Raw genomic sequence first — 23,511 nt, forward strand, 5'->3', positions numbered from 1 at the left:
TTAACGGGTGCGAAAAAGCTGCTTTTCAGGTAGAATTCGGCCCGTTTTTAATGCCTGAGAGCGATTATGTCTACCACGTTATTTAAAGAGTTCCAGTTCGAAGCCGCACACCATTTACCTAATGTACCGGCCGGACACAAATGCGGTCGTTTGCACGGTCACTCCTTCCTGGTGCGTCTGGAAATCACCGGCGAAGTGGATGCGCATACCGGCTGGGTGATGGATTTTGCCGAACTGAAAGCGGCCTTTAAACCCCTTTATGACCGGCTTGATCATTATTACCTCAATGACATTCCGGGACTGGAGAATCCGACCAGCGAAGTGCTGGCCAAATGGATTTGGGATCATATGAAGCCTCGCCTGCCGTTGCTGAGCGCGGTCATGATCAAAGAAACCTGCACCGCAGGCTGTACCTACCGCGGTTAACCGGCCGCCCTTCGCCAACGGGCGGCTGATCGGGCACAGGGTTGATCAGTCGGCAGGGTTGCTGACATGTGCATTGTAACGTTCCGTCGGCTGTCATCCCGCTGTCATCTTTACCGACCAGGCTGTTCTCTCCTTCATTAAAGATCATGAGAATCAACAATGAACCTGAGAAAGCCTTTTCTGGCCTTGTCCGTTTTTATCACTGCCTCTGCCGCCGTTCAGGCGGAAAACATCCTTAACTTCCCGCAACCCGAAACGCTGCCGGACGCCTTCTATGCCGTCACGGAAATTCCGGCAGGCGGCATCATTAAATATGAAACCGATGCGAAAACCGGTTTCATCGTTGCCGACCGTTTTCAGTCCATGCCGGTTGCATATCCGGCTAACTACGGTTCGCTGACGCAATCACTGGGCGGTGATAACGATCCGCTGGATGTGATCTTCTATACGCGCGCCCCACTCGCCCCCGGGACACTCATTAAACTGCGCCCGATTGGCGTACTGAAAATGATCGACGGCGGCGAAGTGGATGACAAAATTGTCGCCGTACCCGCCAGTCATGTCGATCCAACCTATGATGCGATTCAGACGGTAGCCGATTTGCCCAAAATGGAGCAGCAGCGGCTGGAGGCTTTTTTTCGCGTTTACAAGGAACTGCCCGAGGGCCGTAAGAAGGTTGAGTTGAAAGGGTTTGAAGACGCGAACGCCGCAAAAGCGGAGATTAAGCAGGCTTATGAAACCTGGAAAGCGAAACAGTAAATGAAAAAGGCGGCCAGGGCCGCCTTTTTGCTGTCAGGCAATATTCAGGTATTTATGCGTCTGCATCGACAGGCGCCAGTTGCGCGCAATGCAGGTTTCGATACACAGTTTGGTCGCATCATCTTTGCGACTGATCGGCTGCAGCGCAATAATGCGCGCTTTCGTGTCCTGAATCCCGGCCAGTAAATCGTCTAAGGCCTCCACATCACGTTGCCGTGCTACCGGATGTTTGATCTCATCTGCACGGCTCAGCGCCTGTGCCAGGACATCATAACCGCCGCGCATATTAACTTTCGGCGACACGGTCACCCAGGTTTGTGCAGAGCAGTGGATTTCGTGGGTCCCGCTGGTTTCGATCTGGCACTGAAACCCTGCGGCTTCCAGCGCGTCGGTCAGTGGGCGCAAATCGTAGATGGCCGGTTCTCCGCCGGTGATCACAATGTGACGGGCAGTCCAGCCCTGTTGCGCGATGCTGCTGAGCAGCATTGGCACATCCGCGTTGCCCCAGGCATCGCTTTCCACCGTTTTAACCAGAATATCGCCTAATGCTGTTTCCCGATCCGCCTGTTTTTCCCAGGTGTGTTTGGTGTCACACCAACTGCATCCTACCGGACATCCCTGTAAGCGGATGAAAATCGCCGGCACGCCGGTGTAATAGCCTTCGCCTTGCAGCGTCTGGAACATTTCGTTAATCGGGTACTGCATAATCATCTCTGTGAAGTTTTAAAACGCGATTATCGCAGAACTCAGCGCTGAGATCATGTCAGGTGATGCTGAACCGACGCGATCTGCTGTGAACGCGCCAGGCGACAGGAGGACAGCAGGCGGGATCAGAGGGCCAGATCCACCCACACCGCCGCATGATCAGACGCCGCATTCACCTCTTTTTTCAGTTCGGGATAGGTTTCCCATTTTACCGGGCGAACACCGGGCCACATCCCTTTGCGCCACACGCCGCCTTTTTCGACCTTTTTCCACAGGGCGGGCGACAGCAAAATATAGTCAATTTTATTACTGGCGCTGCAACCGCCCCAGGTACCGGGATAGCCACCGTTATCAAACTTTTCATGGGTAAAGATATCTTTCAGGTCGGTGTCCTTCAGCAACGGTGATAAGGCCTCGCTGTCTGGCGTGTCGTTAAAATCGCACGTGATCGCGATCAGGGTTTGCCCGTCTTTAATGCGTTGCTGATATATCGCTTTGACCCGCTCCGCCTGCCGTTTACGGCGGGCGTCAGAGGTGGCTTTTGCACCGTACCCTTTGCTTTTAAAATGGTTAACCAGCACAAGCAGGGTTTGACCGTCGGGCAAAGGAATCGTGAATTCGGGACAGTCGCGCGAGAAAATCAGCTCGCCCTGTTTATCTTTGTCATCGACATGGCTTCGGATTGTGTCGATAGCAAAGTCTGCCGCGCTCATTAGCCCGACATCAATGCCCCGCTCATCGTTGCCATCAATCACCATCACATGATTAAACGGCGTGCCGCCGCGGGCAGGCAGCATCGTGTTATTAAATTCCAGCAACGCGGGGCGGCTTTCTGCTTCCACGACCGTCAGGATATCCGCCCTGAGATCTGTCATGACCTGCGCCGTTAATCCCATAGCAATCTCGTCTATCGGCGCACGTCGCAGTTCCAGCGATCCGACCCAGTCAGCACGGCCATTGGCGATAATGCGAATGCCGCTGTTGTCTGTGGGTCGGGTCAACAGTTTACCCCGGTTGCGCCGCAGGAGAACAAAAGGCCCGGTGTCTGACTTTTGCAGTCCCAGCGCCACCATCAGTTCAACCATCTGTTTTTTCATCGCGTCGGTATACTCAGCCTGCCCCAGCAGGGCATTCAGCTCGGCGAATTTTTCGAGTACCGGTTTTCCTGCACGCCATTCGTTCTGATTCATCGCTCTGGCGCGATCAAACAGGTTTTCAACGTTATACGAAGCCAGCCTCACAGGTTTTCTCCTTCAGCCAGTTAATCTTTGCCTGAAAGCGGTGATTCATGCGCCTCAGGCGAGCAACAGGATGCGTCAGATTCATGTATACAGCGTCAGTGTCGGTGGGTTGTGTTAAGCACAGATGTAAACAGCATAGACGTCGCAGAAAAAGGTGAGGAAGCCTGACGGCAAAGGCATAAAAAAACCCGCCACGTGGGCGGGTTTTCATCAGAAGTCAGAAGTCAGTAAACTTACTGGCCTTTTACTTCTTTCAGGCCGTTGAAGGGCGCTTTTGAACCCAGCGCTTCTTCGATACGGATCAGCTGGTTGTACTTCGCAACACGGTCAGAACGGCTCATTGAACCGGTTTTGATCTGGCCTGCAGCAGTACCGACCGCCAGGTCAGCGATGGTCGCATCTTCGGTTTCACCTGAACGGTGAGAGATCACAGCGGTGTAGCCTGCGTCTTTCGCCATTTTAATCGCAGCCAGGGTTTCGGTCAGTGAACCGATCTGGTTGAATTTGATCAGGATGGAGTTCGCGATACCTTTCTCGATACCTTCTTTCAGGATCTTCGTGTTGGTAACGAACAGATCGTCACCTACCAGCTGGATTTTGTCGCCCAGCACTTTGGTCTGGTAGGCGAAGCCATCCCAGTCAGATTCGTCCAGGCCATCTTCGATAGAAACGATCGGATACTGCTTCGTCAGATCTTCCAGGAAGTGGGTGAACTCTTCAGAGGTGAAGGCCTTACCGCCTTCACCGGCCAGCACGTATTTGCCATCTTTGTAGAATTCAGATGCCGCACAGTCCATTGCCAGGGTGATATCTTTACCCAGCTCATAGCCTGCTGCTTTTACCGCTTCCGCGATAACCGCCAGCGCTTCGGCGTTAGAACCCAGGTTTGGCGCATAGCCACCTTCGTCACCTACCGCTGTGCTCATACCTTTGCTTTTCAGCACTTTCGCCAGGTTGTGGAACACTTCTGAACCCATGCGGATCGCTTCTTTCACGCTTGATGCGCCGACAGGCTGAATCATGAATTCCTGAATGTCGACGTTGTTGTCCGCGTGCTCACCACCGTTGATGATGTTCATCATAGGCAGTGGCATAGAATATTTGCCTGGGGTGCCGTTCAGTTCAGCGATGTGCTCATACAGCGCCTGACCTTTAGAGGCTGCCGCCGCTTTTGCCGCAGCCAGTGAAACAGCCAGAATGGCGTTAGCACCGAAGTTAGATTTGTTCTCAGTACCGTCCAGGTCGATCATGATTTTATCAATGTTCGCCTGATCTTTCGCGTCTTTGCCTTTTACCGCTTCAGCAATCGGACCGTTAACCGCAGCAACCGCTTTAGTTACGCCTTTGCCCAGGAAGCGAGATTTGTCACCGTCACGCAGTTCCAGTGCTTCACGAGAACCGGTAGAGGCACCTGATGGTGCTGCAGCCAGGCCTACGAAGCCGCCTTCCAGGTGCACTTCAGCTTCAACAGTTGGGTTGCCACGTGAGTCGATAATTTCGCGACCGATGACTTTTACGATTTTGGCCATTACGATTTTCCTCAGTACAAGTTAGTCAATCCTAAGACAAACAACGCGCGAAAAGTTCGCGCGTTGTTCGTTAAACTTATTTCGCTAAACGCTTCTGATGCTCATGTGCTGCCTTCACAAACCCGGCAAACAACGGATGACCATCGCGTGGCGTCGATGTGAACTCAGGGTGGAACTGGCAAGCAATAAACCATGGATGGTTCGGGATCTCAATGATCTCAACCAACTGATCGTCGCCAGAACGTCCTGCCACGCGTAAACCCGCTGCTTCAATTTGCTTCAGCAGCATATTATTCACTTCGTAGCGGTGACGATGGCGCTCAACAATCGTGTCAGAACCGTACAGCTGGCGAACCTTGCTTTCCGGGGTCAACTGGCACTGCTGGCTGCCAAGACGCATGGTACCGCCCAGATCGCTCTGCTCAGAACGGACTTCAACGTTACCTTCTTCGTCACGCCATTCGGTGATCAAGGCGACCACCGGGTACTTACAGTCTGGCACAAATTCTGTGGAGTTTGCGCCTTCCATACCGGCAACGTTGCGCGCGAACTCCATCAGGGCAACCTGCATGCCAAGACAGATGCCGAGATAAGGCACGTTGTTTTCGCGGGCATATTTCGCCGTCATCAGCTTGCCTTCGACACCGCGGTAACCAAACCCACCCGGAATCAGAATGGCATCTAAATCCTTCAGCAATTCGACACCACGGGTTTCTACGTCCTGGGAGTCGATCAGCTTGATGTTGACGGTAACGCGATTCTTCAGCCCGCCGTGCTTCAGGGCTTCAATAACAGATTTATACGCATCCGGCAGTTCGACATATTTGCCCACCATACCAATGGTGACTTCGCCGCCCGGGTTCGCTTCTTCATAAATCACCTGCTCCCACTCGGCCAGATTGGCTTCCGGAGCATTCAGATTGAAACGCTTACAGATATAGTCATCCAGACCCTGCGATTTCAGCATGCCTGGAATTTTGTAGATGGAATCGACGTCTTTCAGCGAAATAACGGCTTTTTCTGGCACGTTACAGAACAGGGCAATTTTGCCACGCTCGTTGGCCGGCACCGCCCGATCGGAACGGCAGATCAGGACGTCTGGCTGAATACCGATAGAGAGCAGTTCTTTTACAGAGTGCTGCGTCGGCTTGGTTTTGACCTCGCCCGCTGCCGCCATGTAAGGCACCAGCGTCAGGTGCATGTACATCGTGTGTTCGCGGCCCACGTCGACGGCCATCTGACGAATCGCTTCCAGGAACGGCAGGGATTCGATATCACCGACCGTACCGCCGATTTCGACCAGCACGACGTCGTGACCTTCGCCACCTTCGATGATGCGCTCTTTAATCGCATTAGTAATATGCGGAATGACCTGAATCGTGGCACCCAGATAGTCGCCACGGCGCTCTTTGCGCAGGACTTCCGAGTAGATACGGCCAGTGGTGAAGTTGTTGCGGCGCGACATTTTCGTGCGGATGAAGCGCTCATAGTGACCCAAATCCAGATCGGTTTCGGCCCCATCATCAGTGACGAATACTTCACCGTGCTGTGTCGGGCTCATGGTACCCGGATCGACGTTAATGTACGGATCCAGTTTCATGATGGTCACGTTCAGACCACGCGCTTCGAGAATGGCTGCGAGGGAGGCTGCGGCAATGCCTTTACCCAGAGAGGAAACGACCCCGCCGGTCACAAAAATATAATTCGTTGTCATGCTGAACCTGAGAGTTTAGGTTTAAAGACGGTGGAATAACCAGGACGGGAAAACAGTATACTGGAAACCGCCATCAGCCACAATTGATGAATCACATCCCTCTCCTCACGCATTGCTGCGCGTACCTTAGCGGATAGCGGTTAACAAAATGTTGACGTACATCACAAAGTTGACGCGAAGCTGAATCGAGTAAGCCCAAGCGCGCACTTTATGCGCAGCGCTGGAATAATCAGCGTTTTTCGTCGGCTTTTACCTGCTGCCAGACCGCTTCCATTTGTTCCAGCGTGGCGCCAGGCATAGACAGCCCCTGTGCAGTAATGATTGCTTCCACCGCACGGAAACGGCGTTCAAACTTATCGTTGGCCTTCTGTAGCGCGATTTCGGCTTTGCTGCCCAAGTGACGCGAGAGGTTAACCGTCGCAAACAGTAAATCGCCGATCTCTTCTTCCAGCTTTTGCAGGTCGACGACGCTTTGCTGCGCCTCGTGCATCACCTCATCGATCTCTTCATGCACCTTGTCGACCACCGGGCCCAGCGTGGTCCAGTCGAAGCCCACATTGTGGCAACGCTTTTGAATTTTATGGGCGCGCATCAGCGCAGGCAGCGCTTTTGGAATATCGTCCAGTGCCGAATGTTGGGCTTTCTCTGCCCGTTCCGCGCTTTTTATCGCCTCCCAGTTTTTCAACACCTCAGCGCTGTTCCCGGCGGTGCCTTCCGCAAAAATATGCGGATGGCGACGTTCCAGCTTGTCACTGATGGCATGGCAGATATCATCAAAATTAAAGCGCCCCTGCTCCTGTGCCATCTGGGCATAAAACACCACCTGAAACAGCAGATCGCCCAGCTCCCCCCGCAGATCGTCGAAGTCTTCGCGCTGGATCGCATCCAGCACTTCGTAGGTTTCTTCCAGGGTATAAGGCGCGATGGTGGCAAAGGTCTGCTCGCAATCCCACGGGCAGCCCTGTTGCGGATCGCGCAGGGTTTTCATAATTCCCAGCAGGCGATCAATTGACGTCATAGGGTAATCCTTCCGGTGTTCCGTTGGCATAAACGCGGTGATAAAAGCAGCCAGGCGCACGTCGGTCAAAACGTGCGCCTGATGACAGGTTAGTGCAGGCGGCGGGCATCGATGATGTCAGGTACCTGATTGAGGCGAGACAGCACGCGCCCCAGGACTTGGTGATTGTAAATCTCGATGTCCATATCAATGGTGGCGAGCTGTTTTTTGGTATCGCTGCGGCTCGATACGCCGAGCACGTTGACCTTTTCGTTGGCGAGAATCGTGGTGATATCGCGCAACAGCCCGCTGCGATCGTTAGCCGTGACGCGCACCACCAGCGAATAGCCGCTGGAGTAGCTTTCGCCCCATACGGCATCGACGATGCGCTCTGGCGCGTTGGAGATCAGCTCCGACAGCTGATCGCAGTCGGCACGGTGAATGGAAATACCGCGTCCGTGGGTGATAAAGCCGACGATATCATCGCCCGGGATAGGCTGACAGCAGCGTGCGATATGGTGCATGAGGTTGCCCACCCCTTCTACCACGACGCGACCACTTTCCTTGCGGGCAGACGGCGCGTGCGATTTTTGCGTCAGCTGACGCAGGGCTTCACGGTCCTGTTCTTCCGCCGTCGGCTTATTAAGCTTGGCCTGCAGGAAATTCACCATCTGGTGCAGACGAATATCCCCGCCGCCAATGGCGGCCAGTAACTCGTCCAGCGAGGTGACGTTATAGCGCGGCAGCAGCAGCTTCTCGGCTTCACGCAGGCTGATATCCATCTGGTTCAGCTCGTTGTCCAGAATCTGGCGACCGGCAAGAATATTTTTATCGCGATCCTGCTTACGGAACCAGTTGTGAATTTTGGCGCGGCCACGGCTGGTGGTGATGAATCCTAAATTCGGGTTCAGCCAGTCGCGGCTCGGATTCGGCTGTTTTTGTGTGATGACTTCAACCTGGTCGCCCATCTGCAACTGATAGGTAAAGGGCACTATGCGCCCACCGATTTTGGCACCGATGCAGCGATGGCCAATATCGCTGTGGATATGGTAGGCAAAGTCCAGCGGCGTAGAACCGGCGGGCAAATCGACCACATCGCCTTTCGGGGTAAAGACGTAGACGCGGTCATCAAACACCTGACTGCGGACCTCTTCCAGCAGCTCGCCGGAATCGGCCATCTCTTCCTGCCAGGAGATCAGCTTACGTAACCAGGCAATGCGTTCTTCATGGCCTGCCGCCCCACGGGCATGGCTGGACGACGGACCTTCTTTGTATTTCCAGTGTGCCGCGACGCCGAGTTCCGCGTCCTCATGCATCTGACGCGTACGAATCTGGATCTCAACGGTTTTACCCTGCGGTCCCAGCACCACCGTATGAATGGACTGATAGCCGTTAGGCTTCGGGTTAGCGACGTAATCGTCGAATTCACTGGGCAGATGGCGGTACAGTGTATGTACCGTACCCAGCGCGCCATAGCAGTCCTGTAAACGCTCAGCCACAATACGCACCGCGCGCACGTCGAACAGCTCATCAAAGGCGAGCGATTTTTTCTGCATCTTGCGCCAGATGCTGTAGATATGTTTGGGACGGCCGTACACTTCGGCACGAACGCCCTCTTTCGCCATCTCTTTACGCAGGTTAACGACAAAGTTATCGATATATTGCTCACGATCGATACGACGTTCGTGCAACAGTTTCGCAATGCGCTTGTATTCTTCGGGATGCAGATAGCGGAAGCAGTAATCTTCCAGCTCCCATTTCAGCTGGCCGATGCCCAGCCGGTTGGCCAGCGGCGCGTAAATATTGGTGCTTTCTTTGGCGGCCAGAACGCGTTCGTCTTCCGGTGCATCCTTCACCTCGCGCAGGTTCATAATGCGCTCTGCCAGCTTAAGCACCACGCAGCGGAAATCTTCCACCATCGCCAGCAGCATGCGGCGCACGTTATCCACCTGCTCTGAGGCCATTGAATCGTTATGAATGGCTTTCAGCTGGCGAATCGCATCCATATCGCGCACGCCATGTACCAGCGAAACGATGCCTTTGCCGACGGTTTTTTCCAGCTCTTCTTCGCTGACCACTTCGTCATTGGCGAGCGGGAAAATCAGTGCCGCGCACAGGCTTTCAATATCCATGCTGAGCATTGAGAGGATTTCCACCATCTCAATACCGCGCCACAGCAGCAGCGACTGGTCGGGATGGCCTTGCGTCTGCGCCTCACAATAGCGCCAGGTTTCAGCAAGACGTTCACATGATTGCGGGTTAGCCACGCCAAGACTGGCGATCCACTGGTCGAGGGCAAATTCCCCTTCCGTATTTAAATGTGCACTTCTGACCGCAACCATATCCTCTCCTGCACAGCGCCCCTGCCGGACACTTATGTTTTTTTTCTGAACAGCACCATGGATTCGAGATGACGGGTATGCGGAAACATATCCAGCATCGCGACCCTTTCCAATTGGTAGCCCGCCGACAACAGTGTTTCGCTGTCACGCGCGAGTGTTACAGGATTACACGATACATAGACCACACGCTGTGGTGATAGTTTGACGACATGGGACATGACACCCGCCGCCCCGGCCCGCGCCGGATCGAGTAACACCTTATTAAAGCCTTGCGTCGCCCAGGGCTGACGCGAAACATCGTCTTCCAGATTGTGCTGAAAAAATCTGACGTTTTTAAGATCATTGACCTCAGCATTATACTCTGCCTGCTGGACTAATGCTGCAACGCCCTCCACACCAACGGCATTTTGTACCGTTTTTCCTACAGGGAGCGTAAAGTTTCCCATGCCGCAAAACAGGTCCAGCACACGATCGTCGGGCTGTAAATCCAGCCACGCGATTGCCCTGGCGACCATCTGCTGATTCACCGTATCGTTAACCTGAATAAAATCCTGTGGACTGAAGGTTAGCGTAAGCTGGTGTGAATGATAAAACGGGCGTTGTTCGCTGATTGCGCGCAGTGCCTCGCCGCCATCATCCAAAAACAGCATGAGCTGATGCTGATGCGAAAACCGTTCCAGTTTTGCCATATCGTCAGCAGTTAATGCATCCAGATGACGCAATAACATCACCGGCCCGTTATCAGCCAGCACCAGTTCGACATGGCCTAAACGGTTGACAGCATTAAGCGTAGTGAGACAATTGCGCAGCGGAATAATCAGCGCCTCAAGTTGGGGCACCAAAACGGGGCACTGCTGGATATCAACCAGATCGTTGGTGGCTTCCTGGCGAAAGCCCATCTGGAGCTGCTGTGTTTTGCTGTGCCACTGCAGGCCAAGGCGGGCACGGCGGCGATAGCCCCAGGCAGGACCGGCGATGATCTCATCCACCGTGATCGGCTGCTTTGCTGCCTGAGTAAGCATTCGTGCCAGCGCACGCGCTTTACTCTGCTGCTGTAGCGGCTCATCAACATGTTGCTGTTGGCAGCCACCACAGCGGCTAAAATGCGGACAGCGAGGTTCAACCCGTGACGGGCTGTGGTTCAACAGACGCTCTGTTTTGGCGCGAGCATACTGGCGCTTCTCCTCCAGCAGGGTGACTTCCGCCTGTTCGCCGGGCAGCGCACCCGCGACAAACAGGGTTTTTCCTTTGTGCCGGGCCACGCCCTGACCGAAAGGATCCAGGTCTTCGATAGTGACGGTCAGCCTTTTTCGGGTCGTCACGCGCTGTTTTGCGGAATAAAATTGCGCCATAGTGTAGTTCTTTCTCTTTAAATTCGATGTGCATCCATTTCAGCGACGTGCACAGGGACGTTCAGGCCGAAACAGCAGGCGACTATTATGACTAAATACAGCCTGCGGGCGCGAATGATGATTTTAATCCTGGCGCCTACGCTAATGGTAGGCTTGCTGCTCAGCTCATTTTTTGTGGTGCATCGCTACAATGAATTACAGCGTCAGGTGATTGAGGCGGGGGCGAATATCATTGAACCGCTGGCGGTCTCCACAGAATACAGCATGACCTGGCACAATCGTGATGCGCTGCGTGAACTGGTGAGTTTACTCCATCGCCGCCATTCCGGCATTGTACGGGCCATTTCTGTTTTTGATGATAATAACCAGCTCTACGTCACCTCCAACACCAACCAAAACCTCAGCCTGAAGACAAAGCAGGCGATCCAGGCGCTGCCCGAGGATGTTTCCCTGGAGGGCAGCGGCAACCTGTTGATCCTGCGCAAACCCATCACCTCCGAGCGTTACGCCGTGGATGAATTGCCCGGACAGGATGCCAAGCCCGCCGGGAATCCGCTGGGCTACGTGGCGATAGAGCTGGATTTGCAGTCCGTGCGTTTACAGCAATACCGGGAAGTCTTTATTGCCACCCTGATGCTGCTGTTCTGCCTGTGTATTGCCATGTTGTTTGCCTATCGCCTGATGCGGGACGTTACCGGCCCCATTCGCAATATGGTCAGCACCGTTGACCGGATTCGTCGTGGGCAACTGGACAGCCGGGTGGAAGGCCACATGCTGGGCGAGCTGAGCATCCTGAAGAATGGGATCAATGCCATGGCGATGTCGCTTACCGCCTACCACGAAGAGATGCAGCACAACATCGATCAGGCGACCTGGGACCTGAGGGAAACGCTGGAGCAGCTCGAAATTCAGAATGTTGAGCTGGATCTGGCCAAAAAACGTGCCCAGGAAGCTGCCCGCATCAAATCCGAATTCCTGGCGAACATGTCCCATGAACTGCGCACGCCGCTGAATGGCGTGCTGGGCTTTACCCGTCAGATGCTGAAAACGCCGCTGCGCACCACCCAGCGTGACTATATGCTGACGATTGAACGTTCGGCCAATAACCTGCTGTCGATTATCAATGACGTACTGGATTTCTCGAAGCTGGAAGCCGGAAAGCTGATGCTGGAATCCATTCCTTTCCCGCTTCGCGCCACGCTGGATGAAACGCTGGTTTTGCTGGCCCCATCGGCCCACGAAAAGAAGCTGGAGTTGACGGTGGTATGCGATAACAACGTCCCCGACAACGTGATCGGTGACGCGCTTCGCCTGCAGCAAATCCTGATTAACCTGATGGGCAATGCGATTAAGTTCACCGAAAAAGGCACCATCAATTTACGGGTTGAGCAACATACCCTTACGGCAACCCAGGTTGAGCTGGAGATTCAGGTGCGTGATACGGGGATAGGCATTTCCGAAGAACAGCAGGCGCAGCTGTTTCAGGCTTTTCGCCAGGCGGATGCCAGCATTTCCCGTCGCCACGGCGGATCGGGGCTGGGACTGGTGATCACCCAGAAACTGGTGCGGGAAATGAACGGGGAGATCACCTTCGTCAGCCGCCAGAATCACGGTTCCACCTTTTGGGTGCGCGTGAAACTTGATCTCAATCCGAATGCACCGAGTATGCCGCGCGTCCTTGACGCACTATCGAACACCCGCATGGCCTATGTGGAAGCGAATCCCGATGTTGCCAGCGCAGTCGTCGAGATTTTAGGCGCGACGCCGTTACAGGTAGAGCACAGCTTAACGCTGGAAGGCCTGAGTCAGCCGCGTTATCCCCTGTTGCTGATGGCGATGCCTGTCGATGCCAGCCAGTCGCAGGTGCTGGAAAGCCGGTTTATCAATTCGCTGCTGGAACGCGCCGATCAGGTCATCATGGCGCTGCCAAGCCCAATGATGTTGCTGGCCGATGAGCTAAAAGTACGCGGTATTGACGGCTGTATTGCCAAACCTGTCTCACAAACGCGTTTACTGCCCATGCTGCTGGAGCTGCATGCCCGCCACAGTAACGATGCCTCTTCCTCGCCGCGTCTGCCGTTAACCGTCATGGCGGTGGATGATAATCCTGCGAATCTCAAGCTGATCGGCGCACTGCTGGAAGAACAGGTTGAGCACAGCATCCTGTGCAATAACGCCGAGCAGGCCATCCACGTCGCCCACCGGCAAGCACTGGACGTGATTTTAATGGATATCCAGATGCCCGACATCGATGGCATTCGCGCCAGTGAAATTATCCGCACGCTGCCAAACCATGCCAACACGCCGATCGTCGCTGTAACCGCGCACGCGATCGATGGTGAACGTGAGCACCTGATCCGGGCCGGCATGAACGACTATCTTGCTAAGCCTATTGATGAAAATAAGCTCAGTCAGGTGTTGACGCGTTATATGCCCAGCCCGGCCAGCGCTGTGCCCGAGGTTCCCCAGATCCTGCCCACGCTGGACTGGAAACTGGCGTTGCGTCAGGCGGCCAACAAACCTGATTTAGCGCGGGATTTATTGCGAATGCTGCTGGAATTTTTGCCGGAAGTGCACGCTAAGATCGTACAGTACATGGCTGAAAACGATGCGGTTGCCTTGCGGGAAATTATCCATAAACTTCACGGCAGCGCCAGTTACAGCGGCGTACCGCGGATGAAGCAACTCTGTCGTAAACTGGAAAAAGAACTGCATCAGGCCAGTGATATTGAGGCGCTGGAGCCGGAGTTGCTGGAGCTGCAGGATGAGATGGAAAATGTGGCCAGACAGGCGCGCCGCGTGCTCGCTATGCCGTGAAAAGCCGGTCAGTCAGCAGGCCCCTGAACGCCAGGGGCCCCCAAATTAGCGTTTAAAAACCTCCGATTTTCAGGGTGGCCGCCACATTGCGTGCAGTAAGCCGCACATTGTTGCGTGCGCCATCCAGCGCTTCATCCAGCGAACAGATACGGTATAGCACGCTGAATACCGCATCAATGCCATGTTGATGAACGACGCCGACATCGTCCGTCAGGCTACCGGCAATGCCAATCACCGGAAGACCAAACCGCTTTGCAACTTTCGCGACGCCAATCGGCACTTTGCCATTGATACTCTGACTGTCTATGCGCCCTTCGCCCGTAATCACCAGTTGGGCGTCCTGCAACTGCGCCGCCAGCCCCAGCGCTTCTGTAACGATTTCAATACCGGGGCGCAGGGCCGCCTGGCAAAATGCATACAGTGCGGCCCCCATTCCCCCTGCGGCACCGCCACCGCTGACCTGCAGGACATCCATGCCCAGATCGCGCTGAATCATCGCAGCATAGTGCGTCAGCGCCTTATCGAGCAGTGCCACCCGTTCAGGTGTTGCGCCCTTTTGCGGGCCAAAGACCGCCGACGCACCGTCATCGCCTGTCAGCGTATTTGTCACATCACAGGCCACTTCGAAACGGCACGCCCGGATACGGCTGTCCAGGCGGGAAATATCAATGCGGGCCAGATGCGGCAGCGCGCCGCCGCCTGGGCCAATCTCTTCACCTTGCTTATCCAGCAAACGTGCACCCAGCGCCTGCATCATTCCTGCGCCGCCGTCATTGGTGGCGCTGCCACCAATGCCAATAATGATGTGCTTTACCCCTTTATCCAGCGCGTTTTTGATCAGTTCACCTGTGCCAAACGAAGTGGTAATTAATGGGTCGCGCCGCGCCGCCGGGACCAGCTCCAGGCCACTGGCGGCGGCCATCTCGATATAGGCGGTCTCGTCGTTGCCCGACACCCCATAGAACGCCTCCACAGGTTCCCCCAGTGGACCGGTCACCTTTAACCTGATCTTTTTTCCCTGGGTTGCGGCGACCATCGCTTCAACCGTGCCTTCACCGCCATCAGCGACCGGTATTTTCACATAATGCGCATCGGGGAAAATCTCGCGAAATCCCGCTTCGATTGCCGACGCCACATCCAGGGCAGAGAGACTTTCTTTATATGAATCCGGTGCGATGACGATTTTCATAAGCAATCCAGGCGGTATGGTTTGACGGTAAGGGAAGGACATTCGCCCGGCATCCGCAGATACCGGGCAACCCTTAGCGCGAAATTTCGACGTTTGCTAACTTTTCATAATAGCAGGCCAGCGCGCTGTGGTCGGCGGTTCCCTGTCCGTCGTTACGCAGTGCCTGCATCATCTCCATCACCGCCGCTGTCAGTGGCAGAGGAGCACCAATGTCATGTGAGGTATCCAGTGCGTTAGCCAGATCTTTAATATGTAAATCGATACGGAAGCCGGGTTTAAAATTGCGGTCCATCACCATCGGTGCTTTCGCATCCAGCACGGTGCTTCCTGCCAGACCGCCACGTATAGCCTGATAGACCAGCTCCGGATTGACACCGGCTTTGGTCGCCAGTGACAGCGCTTCTGACATCGCGGCAATATTCAGCGCCACAATCACCTGATTGGCCAGCTTGGTCACGTTACCGGCACCGATATCGCCGGTATGCACGACCGAGCCCGCCATGGCTTTCATGATGTCGTAACACTGGTCAAACACCGCTTTATCGCCGCCCACCATCACCGACAACGTGCCTTCGATGGCTTTGGGTTCGCCGCCGCTGACCGGCGCATCCAGCATACGGATCTGTTTTGCCGCCAGCGCATCATGGATTTCCCGGCTTGCCAGTGGGGCGATTGAGCTCATATCGATGACAATCAGACCGGGTTTTGCCCCATTGATAATGCCATTTTCACCCAGACAAACCTCTTTGACCTGCGGCGAGTTCGGCACCATGGTGATGACCACATCGCACTGCCCGGCAATCTCTTTCGCGTTGCTGGCCGTTGTCGCACCCAGCGCGACCAGCTCGGCCTCGTTTTCGGCATGATGATCCCGCACGACCAGTGAATAACCCGCCTTCAGCAGGTTTTTACTCATAGGTTTGCCCATAATCCCAAGGCCAATAAAGCCAATTTTCATTGCGTCTCTCCTGGATGATTACGTTTTAAATTTGTCACACAACGCCTGCGTGGCACTGCGGAAAACACCGAGATCGCTACCCACAGCAACAAAGGTCGCGCCCCACTCGAGGTAGCGGCGGGCGTCGGCCTCGACCGGCGCCAGAATCCCGCTGGGTTTGTTGGCAGCTTTTGCCCGTTCAAAGATGTGTTTGATGACGGGCAATACCGCCGGGTGCGCAGGCTGGCCGAGATAACCCAGCGCGGCGGACAGATCGCCCGGTCCGACAAAGATCCCGTCCACGCCCTCAACGGCCGCGATAGCATCGATGTTGTCCACGGCCTGCTGCGTTTCTATCTGGACTAACACCGTAATGTTGTCGTTGATAGTGCTGTTGTACGCTGGCATGGTGCCGTACATATTGCTGCGATGTGAAACGGATACGCCGCGAATCCCCGCGGGCGGATAACGCGTCGAGGCGACCGCACGTCTGGCCTCGTCTTCGTTCTCGACGAAGGGCACCAGAATGTTGTTAAAACCAATATCCAGCAGGCGTTTAATAATCACCGGCTCGTTACAGGGTGGACGCACAACCGGCGCACTATTGCTGCCTTTCAGCGCCATCAGTTGAGGCACAAAGGTGGTGATATCGTTAGGCGCGTGCTCGCCGTCCAGCACCAGCCAGTCAAATCCGGCCAGCCCCAGGACTTCGGTCGAAAGGGGATTCGCCAGGGCACACCAACTGCCAATCAGGGTTTCACCTGCCAGCAGGCGATGGCGAAATTCATTGCGCCAGGCTGTATTACTCATGGTTTTACTCCTGTGAAACGGGTTTCCTGCAGGAAGCCCAAAAACGTTAACGCACCAGGCACGGACGCTTGTGATCGAACGTCCACTGCGGAATCAGAAACTGCATGGCCTGTGCATCATCACGGGCACCCAGGCCATGCTTTTGATAAAGCGCATTAGCCTGCATCACCCGCTCCCTGTCCAGCTCAATACCCAGGCCCGGCTTCTGCGGCACTGCCACCCTGCCACCTTCAATCTGGAAAGGCGCCTTTGTGAGCCGTTGATTGCCCTCCTGCCAGATCCAGTGCGTATCAATGGCGGTGATGTTGCTCGGTGCGGCGGCCGCAACGTGCGTGAACATCGCCAGGGAAATATCAAAATGGTTGTTGGAATGGGAACCCCACGTCAGGCCAAATTCATGGCACATTTGCGCCACGCGCACGGATCCCTGCATCGTCCAGAAGTGCGGATCGGCCAGCGGGATATCGACTGACTGTAAAGACAAGGTGTGTCCCATCTGACGCCAGTCTGTAGCAATCATATTGGTGGCGGTAGGCAGGCCGGTGGCGCGCCGAAATTCGGCCATAACTTCGCGTCCGGAGTAGCCCTGCTCTGCGCCGCAGGGATCCTCTGCATAGGCCAGCACACCTTTAAGCTGTTTACCCAGCGCGATGGCCTCCTCAAGCGACCAGGCCCCGTTGGGATCGATCGTGATACGCGCCTGGGGGAAACGCTTCGCCAGCGCAGCGATCGCTTCCGCCTCATCATGGCCGTTCAGCACACCGCCTTTCAGTTTAAAGTCGTTAAAGCCGTATTTTTCATAGGCCGCTTCGGCCAGCCTGACCACGGCCTCAGGCGTGAGCGCTTCCTCATGACGCAGGCGATACCAGTCACAGGTCTCGCTGTCCTGATTCTGATAAGGCAAGGTGGTTTTTCGGCGGTCGCCGACGTAAAACAGGTAACCCAGCATCTCGACGCTGTCGCGCTGCTGCCCGTCCCCTAGCAGTGAGGCGACATTCACGCCCAGATGCTGTCCCAGCAGATCCAGCAGCGCGGCTTCGATGCCGGTGACGACGTGAATGGTGGTGCGCAGGTCAAACGTCTGATTACCGCGCCCACCGGCATCCCGATCGGCATAAGACGTGCGCACCAGATTCAGGATATTTTTATATTCACCCACCGTTTTACCCACCACCTGCGCGGCAGCCTCTTCCAGCGTCTGGCGTATCTTTTCGCCGCCGGGGATTTCTCCCAGGCCCGTATTGCCGGCATTATCTTCAAGGATGACGATATTACGGGTAAAGAAAGGTGAATGGGCGCCGCTCAGGTTCAGTAACATACTGTCATAGCCGGCGACCGGAATGACCTGCATGGCGGTGATCTTCGGTGTCGTGTTCATCTGTTATCCCTTAAGCAGAGGCCCGGCCAAAAGCCGGGCGTTTACGGTCAAATGTCCAGCCGGGAACCAGGTACTGCATGGCCGTCGCGTCATTACGTCCGCCCGCTGGCAGTGATTTGTAGCGTTCGTTTGCCCGCCGCAGTTGCGCCCAGTCCAGTTCAATGCCCAGGCCCGGTGCAGTGGGCACTGCAATTTTTCCCTGCTGAATCGGCAGTGGGTTTTTCGTCAGGCGCTGGTCGCCCTCCTGCCAGATCCAGTGCGTGTCTATCGCGGTGGGGTTACCGGGTGCCGCAGCGCCGACATGGGTAAACATGGCCAGGGAAATATCAAAGTGGTTATTGGAGTGACAGCCCCAGGTGAGTCCCCATTCATCGCACAGCTGAGCGACCCGCACGGCACCGCTCAGCGTCCAGAAATGGGGATCGGCCAGCGGGATATCGATCGCGTTGAGCATCAGTGCATGCTGCATCTCGCGCCAGTTGGTGGCGATCATGTTGGTGGCGACCGGCAGGCCCGTCGCGCGCCGAAACTCTGCCATCATTTCACGCCCGGAATAACCCTGCTCCGCCCCACAGGGATCTTCTGCATAGGTCAGCACATCCTGCATGCCTTTACACAGCCGGATCGCCTCGTCCAGCCGCCATGCGCCGTTAGGATCAACGGTGATACGCGCATCGGGAAAGCGTTTTTTCAACGCCTGCGCGGTCGCGATTTCCTGTTCGCCCGGCAGCACGCCGCCCTTGAGTTTAAAATCGTGAAATCCGTATTTATCCTGAGCCGCTTCCGCCAACCTGACGATGGCCTCACTGCTCAGGGCTTCCTGATGACGCAGCCGATACCAGTCATGCTGCGCGTTCTCACCAGTGAGGTAAGGCAGATCGGTTTTACGCCGGTCGCCGATATAGAACAGGTAACCTAACACCGTGACCGCATCGCGTTGCTTACCCGGTCCCAGCAGCTCGGCGACCGGCACGCCCAGACATTGCCCCAGCAGATCCAGCAGCGCGGCCTCCAGCGCCGCAACCGCATTTACGCGCAGTTCAAACGTCCAGGCGCCCTTGCCAAAGGTCTCGAAATCCGCAGACTGATTGCCCCGATGCACCTGCTGTACCAGCCGGTTCAGGCAGGCGACCTGCTGACCTGTCACCTGCGGTGCGGCATCCAGTAAGGTCTGATAAATGGTCTCGCCTCCCGGTGCCTCACCCAGCCCGGTATGGCCCGCACTGTCCGTCAGTATCACAATGTTGCGGGTAAAACTGGCATTGTGTGCCCCCCCAATGTTGAGCAGCATACTGTCGTAACCGGCCACCGGCACAACCTGCATAGCGGTGATAACGGGCGTGGATTGCGTATTCATACAGGCTCCTTAGCGGGTTTTCAGCTCAATGCGCTTGATGTTATCCACCAGCACCAGATAACTGAGTACCGCGACAAAGGCGTGGATACCCACGTATACCAGCGCACCGTTATACGAGCCGGTCGAGGCAATGATGTAGCCAATCGCGACAGGCGTGATAATGCCGGACGCATTACCAAACATATTGAACAGGCCGCCGCTCAGACCGCTGATCTCCTTCGGCGCGGTATCGGCCATCACCGCCCAGCCCAACGCACCAATGCCTTTGCCAAAAAAGGCCGTCGCCATAAACAGCACCACAACCCAGTCGGTTTCAACGTAGTTACATATCACCATGGAGGTCGAGAGCAGCATCCCGAGCACAATGGGCGTTTTGCGGGCGATGTTCAGGGAACCGGTTTTGCGCATCAGCCAGTCAGAGATCACGCCACCCAGCACGCCGCCAATAAAGCCGCACAGCGCCGGTACGGAGGCAACAAAACCGGCTTTAAGAATCGACATTCCGCGCGCCTGAACCAGATAAACCGGAAACCAGGTGATAAAAAAATAGGTCAGTGCGTTGATGCAGTACTGGCCAATATAAATACCGATCATCATGCGTGACTGCAGCAGTTGGTTGATCTGGAACCACTTGTCACGGAAGCTGACGTTTTGCTTTTCGCTTTTCTGATCCATGTTGATCAGCGCACCGCCCTGCTCCATGTATTCCCGTTCCGCCTGATTAACGCCAGGATGATCGCTGGGATCGTGAATCACTTTGAGCCAGATAAGACTCAGGATGATGCCCAGTCCCCCCATGAACCAGAAGACATGAGCCCAACCGACTGCGGAGGTCAGCCAGCCCATGATGGGTGCGAAAATCACGGTCGCAAAATACTGGGCAGAATTGAAAATGGCCACGGCGGTACCGCGCTCCTGAGCCGGAAACCAGGCGGCCACAATCCGGCTGTTACCCGGAAATGAAGGTGCTTCTGCCAGCCCCACCATAAAGCGCAACATAAACAGCGCCATTACGATGGTGTAACCGCTGAACAGGTCCACGAAGCCTTGCAGCAAGGTAAATAACGACCAGAGGAAGATGCTCCAGAAATAGACGCGTTTGGAACCAAAGCGATCCAACAGCCAGCCGCCGGGGATTTGTCCAATAACATAGGCCCACGAAAACGCCGAGAAGATGTAACCCATGCCCACGGGATCGAGGCCAATATCCTTTGCCATCGCGGAGCCAGCGATGGATAACGTCGCCCGGTCGCCGTAGTTAAATGAGGTCACAATAAACAACATGACCACAATCCAGTAGCGTGCATTTGTCCGTTTCTGGACCGCCTCTGACGTCTGGTGAAAACTACTCATGATGCACTCCTGAAAAATAGCGAAAGTGACATTCGCTCTGACTGCATACACATCGCGTTGGGTATCAGAGAGATGTAGGTTAAACACGGCGATTTTTTTATTGGCAAATTACTCACGCGGCGTGACATATAACCTGACCGGGGAAACGGAAATCAGTATAAGAAGTGGGTTTCACGGTGACATTGGAATATCTCCCTGGAATAAGGAGAAGGAATCGTGCTTTTTTGGGCTATTGCATAAAACACTGCGGCGCATTTCACGTATTTTGGTATTCCTCACCCAAAGCCAACTCCTACGCCCGACGATCGCCGGCTTTGTGAGAATCTTCACTTGATTTGGTAAAAATACATGAAAACGGCCGTCTCTGAAGGCTTAATGTAGGTCAATTGCACAATGTGCAGGTGAGAACCCCTCTTTATACTGACGGTGGCAAATACTGAACCTGTGACACCTGACTTCTTATAATGAATGCGCCACAGAAATAAGGCGCGACGCACTGGAAGGTGAGCGATGATCCCCCTGTCAAACGAACAACCGCTCTATATCAAAGTTCATGAAAACGATAACGTGGCCATTGTGGTTAACAGCCAGGGACTGCCTGCCGGTACCACGTTTCGTGATGGCTTAACTCTGACCGAGCATATCCCCCAGGGACACAAGGTGGCGCTGCAGGCTATTCCTGATGGGCAGCCCATACTGCGCTATGGCGAGGTGATTGGTCTGGCCATGCGTGATATCGCCCAGGGGAGCTGGATCGACGAATCGCTAATTGCTCTGCCGGACGCCCCGGACTTAGCGCATTTACCTTTAGCGAATAATGTGCCGCCGGCGTTACCGCCGCTGGACGGTTATACCTTTGAGGGCTATCGCAACGCCGACGGCAGCGTGGGCACCCGTAATCTGCTGGGAATCACCACCAGCGTGCACTGCGTCGCGGGCGTGGTGGATTATGTGGTGCAAATCATTGAGCGTGATTTACTGCCCCGCTATCCCAACGTTGATGGCGTGGTGGCGCTGAATCATCTTTATGGCTGTGGCGTGGCGATCAATGCCCCCGCGGCGGTGATCCCGATCCGAACCGTTCATAATCTGGCCCTGAATGCCAATTTCGGCGGCGAAATCATGGTGGTCAGTCTGGGATGCGAAAAGTTACAACCCGAACGCCTGCTGACCGGCACGCCTGACGTACAGCCCATCTCGCTGGACGATGCGGATATTGTGCGTTTGCAGGACGAGAGCCGGGTGGGCTTCGGTGCCATGGTGGATGACATTTTGCAGGTCGCAGAGCGTCACCTGAGCCGCCTTAATCAACGCCAGCGCGAAACCTGCCCGGCCTCTGAACTGGTGGTTGGCATGCAGTGTGGCGGCAGCGACGCGTTTTCGGGCGTGACCGCGAATCCCGCCGTCGGCTTCGCCGCTGATCTGCTGGTACGCTGCGGAGCCACCGTAATGTTTTCTGAAGTCACGGAGGTACGGGATGCCATTCATTTACTGACGCCACGCGTGGTTGACCAGGCCGTGGGCCAGCGACTGATTGAGGAAATGGCCTGGTATGATCGCTATCTCGATCAAGGCAAAACGGACCGCAGCGCCAATCCCTCGCCCGGCAACAAGAAAGGCGGACTGGCCAACGTGGTGGAAAAAGCATTAGGCTCGATTGCCAAATCAGGCCGAAGCCCGATTATGGAAGTGCTGTCACCGGGACAACGGCCAACACGACGAGGGCTGATTTTTGCCGCCACGCCCGCCAGCGATTTTGTCTGCGGCACGCAGCAGCTGGCCTCAGGCATCACCTTACAGGTTTTTACAACAGGCAGGGGAACGCCTTACGGCCTGGCGGCGATTCCGGTGATTAAGATGGCAACCCGTACCGCATTGGCTGAACGCTGGCATGATTTAATGGATATTAACGCCGGTACGATTGCCACGGGCGAAGAAACCATCGAACAGGTTGGCTGGCGGTTGTTTACACTAATTCTGGACATTGCCAGCGGCCGGAAACAAACCTGGTCAGACCGCTGGGGCATCCGCAATCAGCTGGCGGTCTTTAATCCCGCACCGATCACCTGATGCCGTTTTTATGCAGACAGGCCGTGCTGACACCCGCGTGGCGCGCATGTCAGCCACGCGGGTGCCGTCTTCCCACCCTGTACAGTCAGAGCTGTTTGCCCCACTGCTCAACCCAGGGAGACGTTACCGACTCTGGCTCCGGATTTTCGGTGGCGTCGATGAGCAACACGTCACCGATCCGCTTCGCCTGGTGCGCCTGCAGCAATGCATCAAAACGCTTGCCTGCGCCGCAGAAATTTTCATAACTGCTGTCGCCTAACGCTATCACGCCATAACGCAGCGTGGGCTGGTGGCCCAGCTTATCCTGCATAGCATGAAACAGGCCGGAAATCGTATCCGGAAAATCGCCCTGACCGGTGGTCGAGGTGATGATCAGGGCGACATCACTGGCATAGTGTTGCCAGTCGGCCAGTGTCGGATCTTCGAAAATCGTTACCTCATGGCCCTGCTGCTGCAACAACGGCTCAGCTTCTTCTGCAACCAGTAAGGCGTTCCCATAGACGGTGCCTACAAAAATCCCAATCTTTGCCATTTC

Annotated in this window: 18 protein-coding genes; 4 read left to right on the forward strand and 14 right to left on the reverse strand. The window is 55.3% G+C overall.

Annotated elements, in window-relative coordinates; all coding sequences use genetic code 11:
• The first annotated feature begins 66 nt into the window (after window positions 1–66).
• A complete protein-coding gene (gene queD, locus RAC90_RS07495; protein ID WP_006120757.1) occupies window positions 67–426 on the forward strand; it encodes a 6-carboxytetrahydropterin synthase QueD in 360 nt (119 codons plus the stop codon).
• Between the two features lie 159 nt (window positions 427–585).
• Window positions 586–1,185: an inorganic diphosphatase gene (locus tag RAC90_RS07500; RefSeq protein ID WP_039338364.1), complete on the forward strand. Its 600-nt coding sequence runs from the start codon at window positions 586–588 to the stop codon at window positions 1,183–1,185.
• A 33-nt stretch (window positions 1,186–1,218) separates the two neighbouring features.
• Here the strand turns inward: RAC90_RS07500 and queE are convergent, their stop codons facing one another.
• The 7 genes from queE to rlmD form a co-directional block, all read right to left on the reverse strand.
• Window positions 1,219–1,890, reverse strand: coding sequence for a 7-carboxy-7-deazaguanine synthase QueE (queE, locus tag RAC90_RS07505; RefSeq protein ID WP_006120759.1), 672 nt, complete (start codon window positions 1,888–1,890; stop codon window positions 1,219–1,221).
• Between the two features lie 125 nt (window positions 1,891–2,015).
• On the reverse strand, window positions 2,016–3,131 hold the full coding sequence (locus RAC90_RS07510; RefSeq protein ID WP_375124178.1) for an endonuclease/exonuclease/phosphatase family protein: 1,116 nt from the start codon (window positions 3,129–3,131) through the stop codon (window positions 2,016–2,018).
• A gap of 233 nt (window positions 3,132–3,364) precedes the next feature.
• Complete coding sequence (gene eno / locus RAC90_RS07515) at window positions 3,365–4,660, reverse strand: phosphopyruvate hydratase (RefSeq protein WP_006120761.1); 1,296 nt, start codon at window positions 4,658–4,660, stop codon at window positions 3,365–3,367.
• Window positions 4,661–4,736: 76 nt separating this feature from the next.
• The gene (gene pyrG, locus RAC90_RS07520; RefSeq protein WP_006120762.1) at window positions 4,737–6,374 is read right to left on the reverse strand and encodes a glutamine hydrolyzing CTP synthase; all 1,638 of its coding nucleotides are present in this window, start codon (window positions 6,372–6,374) and stop codon (window positions 4,737–4,739) included.
• A 229-nt stretch (window positions 6,375–6,603) separates the two neighbouring features.
• Window positions 6,604–7,392: a nucleoside triphosphate pyrophosphohydrolase gene (mazG, locus tag RAC90_RS07525; RefSeq protein ID WP_375124179.1), complete on the reverse strand. Its 789-nt coding sequence runs from the start codon at window positions 7,390–7,392 to the stop codon at window positions 6,604–6,606.
• 89 nt (window positions 7,393–7,481) lie between these two features.
• Window positions 7,482–9,713 (reverse strand): GTP diphosphokinase, encoded by a 2,232-nt coding sequence (gene relA / locus RAC90_RS07530; protein ID WP_006120764.1) that lies wholly within the window; start codon window positions 9,711–9,713, stop codon window positions 7,482–7,484.
• Between the two features lie 32 nt (window positions 9,714–9,745).
• A complete protein-coding gene (rlmD, locus tag RAC90_RS07535) occupies window positions 9,746–11,065 on the reverse strand; it encodes a 23S rRNA (uracil(1939)-C(5))-methyltransferase RlmD (RefSeq protein WP_039338374.1) in 1,320 nt (439 codons plus the stop codon).
• Between the two features lie 87 nt (window positions 11,066–11,152).
• Between rlmD and barA the strand changes: the two genes are divergently transcribed.
• A complete protein-coding gene (gene barA, locus RAC90_RS07540) occupies window positions 11,153–13,882 on the forward strand; it encodes a two-component sensor histidine kinase BarA (RefSeq protein ID WP_039338376.1) in 2,730 nt (909 codons plus the stop codon).
• 52 nt (window positions 13,883–13,934) lie between these two features.
• Here the strand turns inward: barA and RAC90_RS07545 are convergent, their stop codons facing one another.
• The 6 genes from RAC90_RS07545 to RAC90_RS07570 form a co-directional block, all read right to left on the reverse strand.
• Window positions 13,935–15,071: a glycerate kinase gene (locus RAC90_RS07545; RefSeq protein ID WP_262959414.1), complete on the reverse strand. Its 1,137-nt coding sequence runs from the start codon at window positions 15,069–15,071 to the stop codon at window positions 13,935–13,937.
• Window positions 15,072–15,144: 73 nt separating this feature from the next.
• Complete coding sequence (gene garR / locus RAC90_RS07550) at window positions 15,145–16,029, reverse strand: 2-hydroxy-3-oxopropionate reductase (protein ID WP_039338380.1); 885 nt, start codon at window positions 16,027–16,029, stop codon at window positions 15,145–15,147.
• 18 nt (window positions 16,030–16,047) lie between these two features.
• Entirely contained in the window at window positions 16,048–16,818 is a 771-nt protein-coding gene (garL, locus tag RAC90_RS07555; RefSeq protein ID WP_033739566.1) for a 2-dehydro-3-deoxyglucarate aldolase, read from the reverse strand.
• 46 nt (window positions 16,819–16,864) lie between these two features.
• Window positions 16,865–18,196, reverse strand: coding sequence for a glucarate dehydratase (gene gudD, locus RAC90_RS07560; protein ID WP_375124180.1), 1,332 nt, complete (start codon window positions 18,194–18,196; stop codon window positions 16,865–16,867).
• Between the two features lie 10 nt (window positions 18,197–18,206).
• Entirely contained in the window at window positions 18,207–19,553 is a 1,347-nt protein-coding gene (locus RAC90_RS07565) for an enolase C-terminal domain-like protein (protein WP_375124181.1), read from the reverse strand.
• A gap of 9 nt (window positions 19,554–19,562) precedes the next feature.
• A complete protein-coding gene (locus RAC90_RS07570) occupies window positions 19,563–20,906 on the reverse strand; it encodes an MFS transporter (RefSeq protein ID WP_375124182.1) in 1,344 nt (447 codons plus the stop codon).
• A 510-nt stretch (window positions 20,907–21,416) separates the two neighbouring features.
• On the opposite strand from RAC90_RS07570, the gene garD reads away from it, so the two are divergent.
• Window positions 21,417–22,976 carry a galactarate dehydratase gene (gene garD, locus RAC90_RS07575; protein ID WP_375124183.1) on the forward strand — a complete coding sequence of 520 codons (1,560 nt, stop codon included), beginning with the start codon at window positions 21,417–21,419 and terminating at the stop codon, window positions 22,974–22,976.
• Between the two features lie 85 nt (window positions 22,977–23,061).
• Here garD and RAC90_RS07580 read toward each other — a convergent pair whose 3' ends face one another.
• The gene (locus RAC90_RS07580) at window positions 23,062–23,508 is read right to left on the reverse strand and encodes a flavodoxin (RefSeq protein WP_033739574.1); all 447 of its coding nucleotides are present in this window, start codon (window positions 23,506–23,508) and stop codon (window positions 23,062–23,064) included.
• Between the last annotated feature and the right edge of the window lie 3 nt (window positions 23,509–23,511).

Origin of the sequence: Pantoea sp. CS_6, assembly GCF_041954745.1 — a bacterium.
GTDB classification, from domain to species: domain Bacteria; phylum Pseudomonadota; class Gammaproteobacteria; order Enterobacterales; family Enterobacteriaceae; genus Pantoea; species Pantoea stewartii.

What these genes read in the sequence shown, in the direction of transcription:
- queD (WP_006120757.1), top strand. Translation starts at nt 67, where the DNA reads ATGTCTACCACGTTATTTAAAGAGTTCCAGTTCGAAGCCGCACACCAT.
- RAC90_RS07500 (WP_039338364.1), top strand. Translation starts at nt 586, where the DNA reads ATGAACCTGAGAAAGCCTTTTCTGGCCTTGTCCGTTTTTATCACTGCC.
- queE (WP_006120759.1), bottom strand. Translation starts at nt 1,890, where the DNA reads ATGCAGTACCCGATTAACGAAATGTTCCAGACGCTGCAAGGCGAAGGC.
- eno (WP_006120761.1), bottom strand. Translation starts at nt 4,660, where the DNA reads ATGGCCAAAATCGTAAAAGTCATCGGTCGCGAAATTATCGACTCACGT.
- pyrG (WP_006120762.1), bottom strand. Translation starts at nt 6,374, where the DNA reads ATGACAACGAATTATATTTTTGTGACCGGCGGGGTCGTTTCCTCTCTG.
- mazG (WP_375124179.1), bottom strand. Translation starts at nt 7,392, where the DNA reads ATGACGTCAATTGATCGCCTGCTGGGAATTATGAAAACCCTGCGCGAT.
- relA (WP_006120764.1), bottom strand. Translation starts at nt 9,713, where the DNA reads ATGGTTGCGGTCAGAAGTGCACATTTAAATACGGAAGGGGAATTTGCC.
- rlmD (WP_039338374.1), bottom strand. Translation starts at nt 11,065, where the DNA reads ATGGCGCAATTTTATTCCGCAAAACAGCGCGTGACGACCCGAAAAAGG.
- barA (WP_039338376.1), top strand. Translation starts at nt 11,153, where the DNA reads ATGACTAAATACAGCCTGCGGGCGCGAATGATGATTTTAATCCTGGCG.
- RAC90_RS07545 (WP_262959414.1), bottom strand. Translation starts at nt 15,071, where the DNA reads ATGAAAATCGTCATCGCACCGGATTCATATAAAGAAAGTCTCTCTGCC.
- garR (WP_039338380.1), bottom strand. Translation starts at nt 16,029, where the DNA reads ATGAAAATTGGCTTTATTGGCCTTGGGATTATGGGCAAACCTATGAGT.
- garL (WP_033739566.1), bottom strand. Translation starts at nt 16,818, where the DNA reads ATGAGTAATACAGCCTGGCGCAATGAATTTCGCCATCGCCTGCTGGCA.
- gudD (WP_375124180.1), bottom strand. Translation starts at nt 18,196, where the DNA reads ATGAACACGACACCGAAGATCACCGCCATGCAGGTCATTCCGGTCGCC.
- RAC90_RS07565 (WP_375124181.1), bottom strand. Translation starts at nt 19,553, where the DNA reads ATGAATACGCAATCCACGCCCGTTATCACCGCTATGCAGGTTGTGCCG.
- RAC90_RS07570 (WP_375124182.1), bottom strand. Translation starts at nt 20,906, where the DNA reads ATGAGTAGTTTTCACCAGACGTCAGAGGCGGTCCAGAAACGGACAAAT.
- garD (WP_375124183.1), top strand. Translation starts at nt 21,417, where the DNA reads ATGATCCCCCTGTCAAACGAACAACCGCTCTATATCAAAGTTCATGAA.
- RAC90_RS07580 (WP_033739574.1), bottom strand. Translation starts at nt 23,508, where the DNA reads ATGGCAAAGATTGGGATTTTTGTAGGCACCGTCTATGGGAACGCCTTA.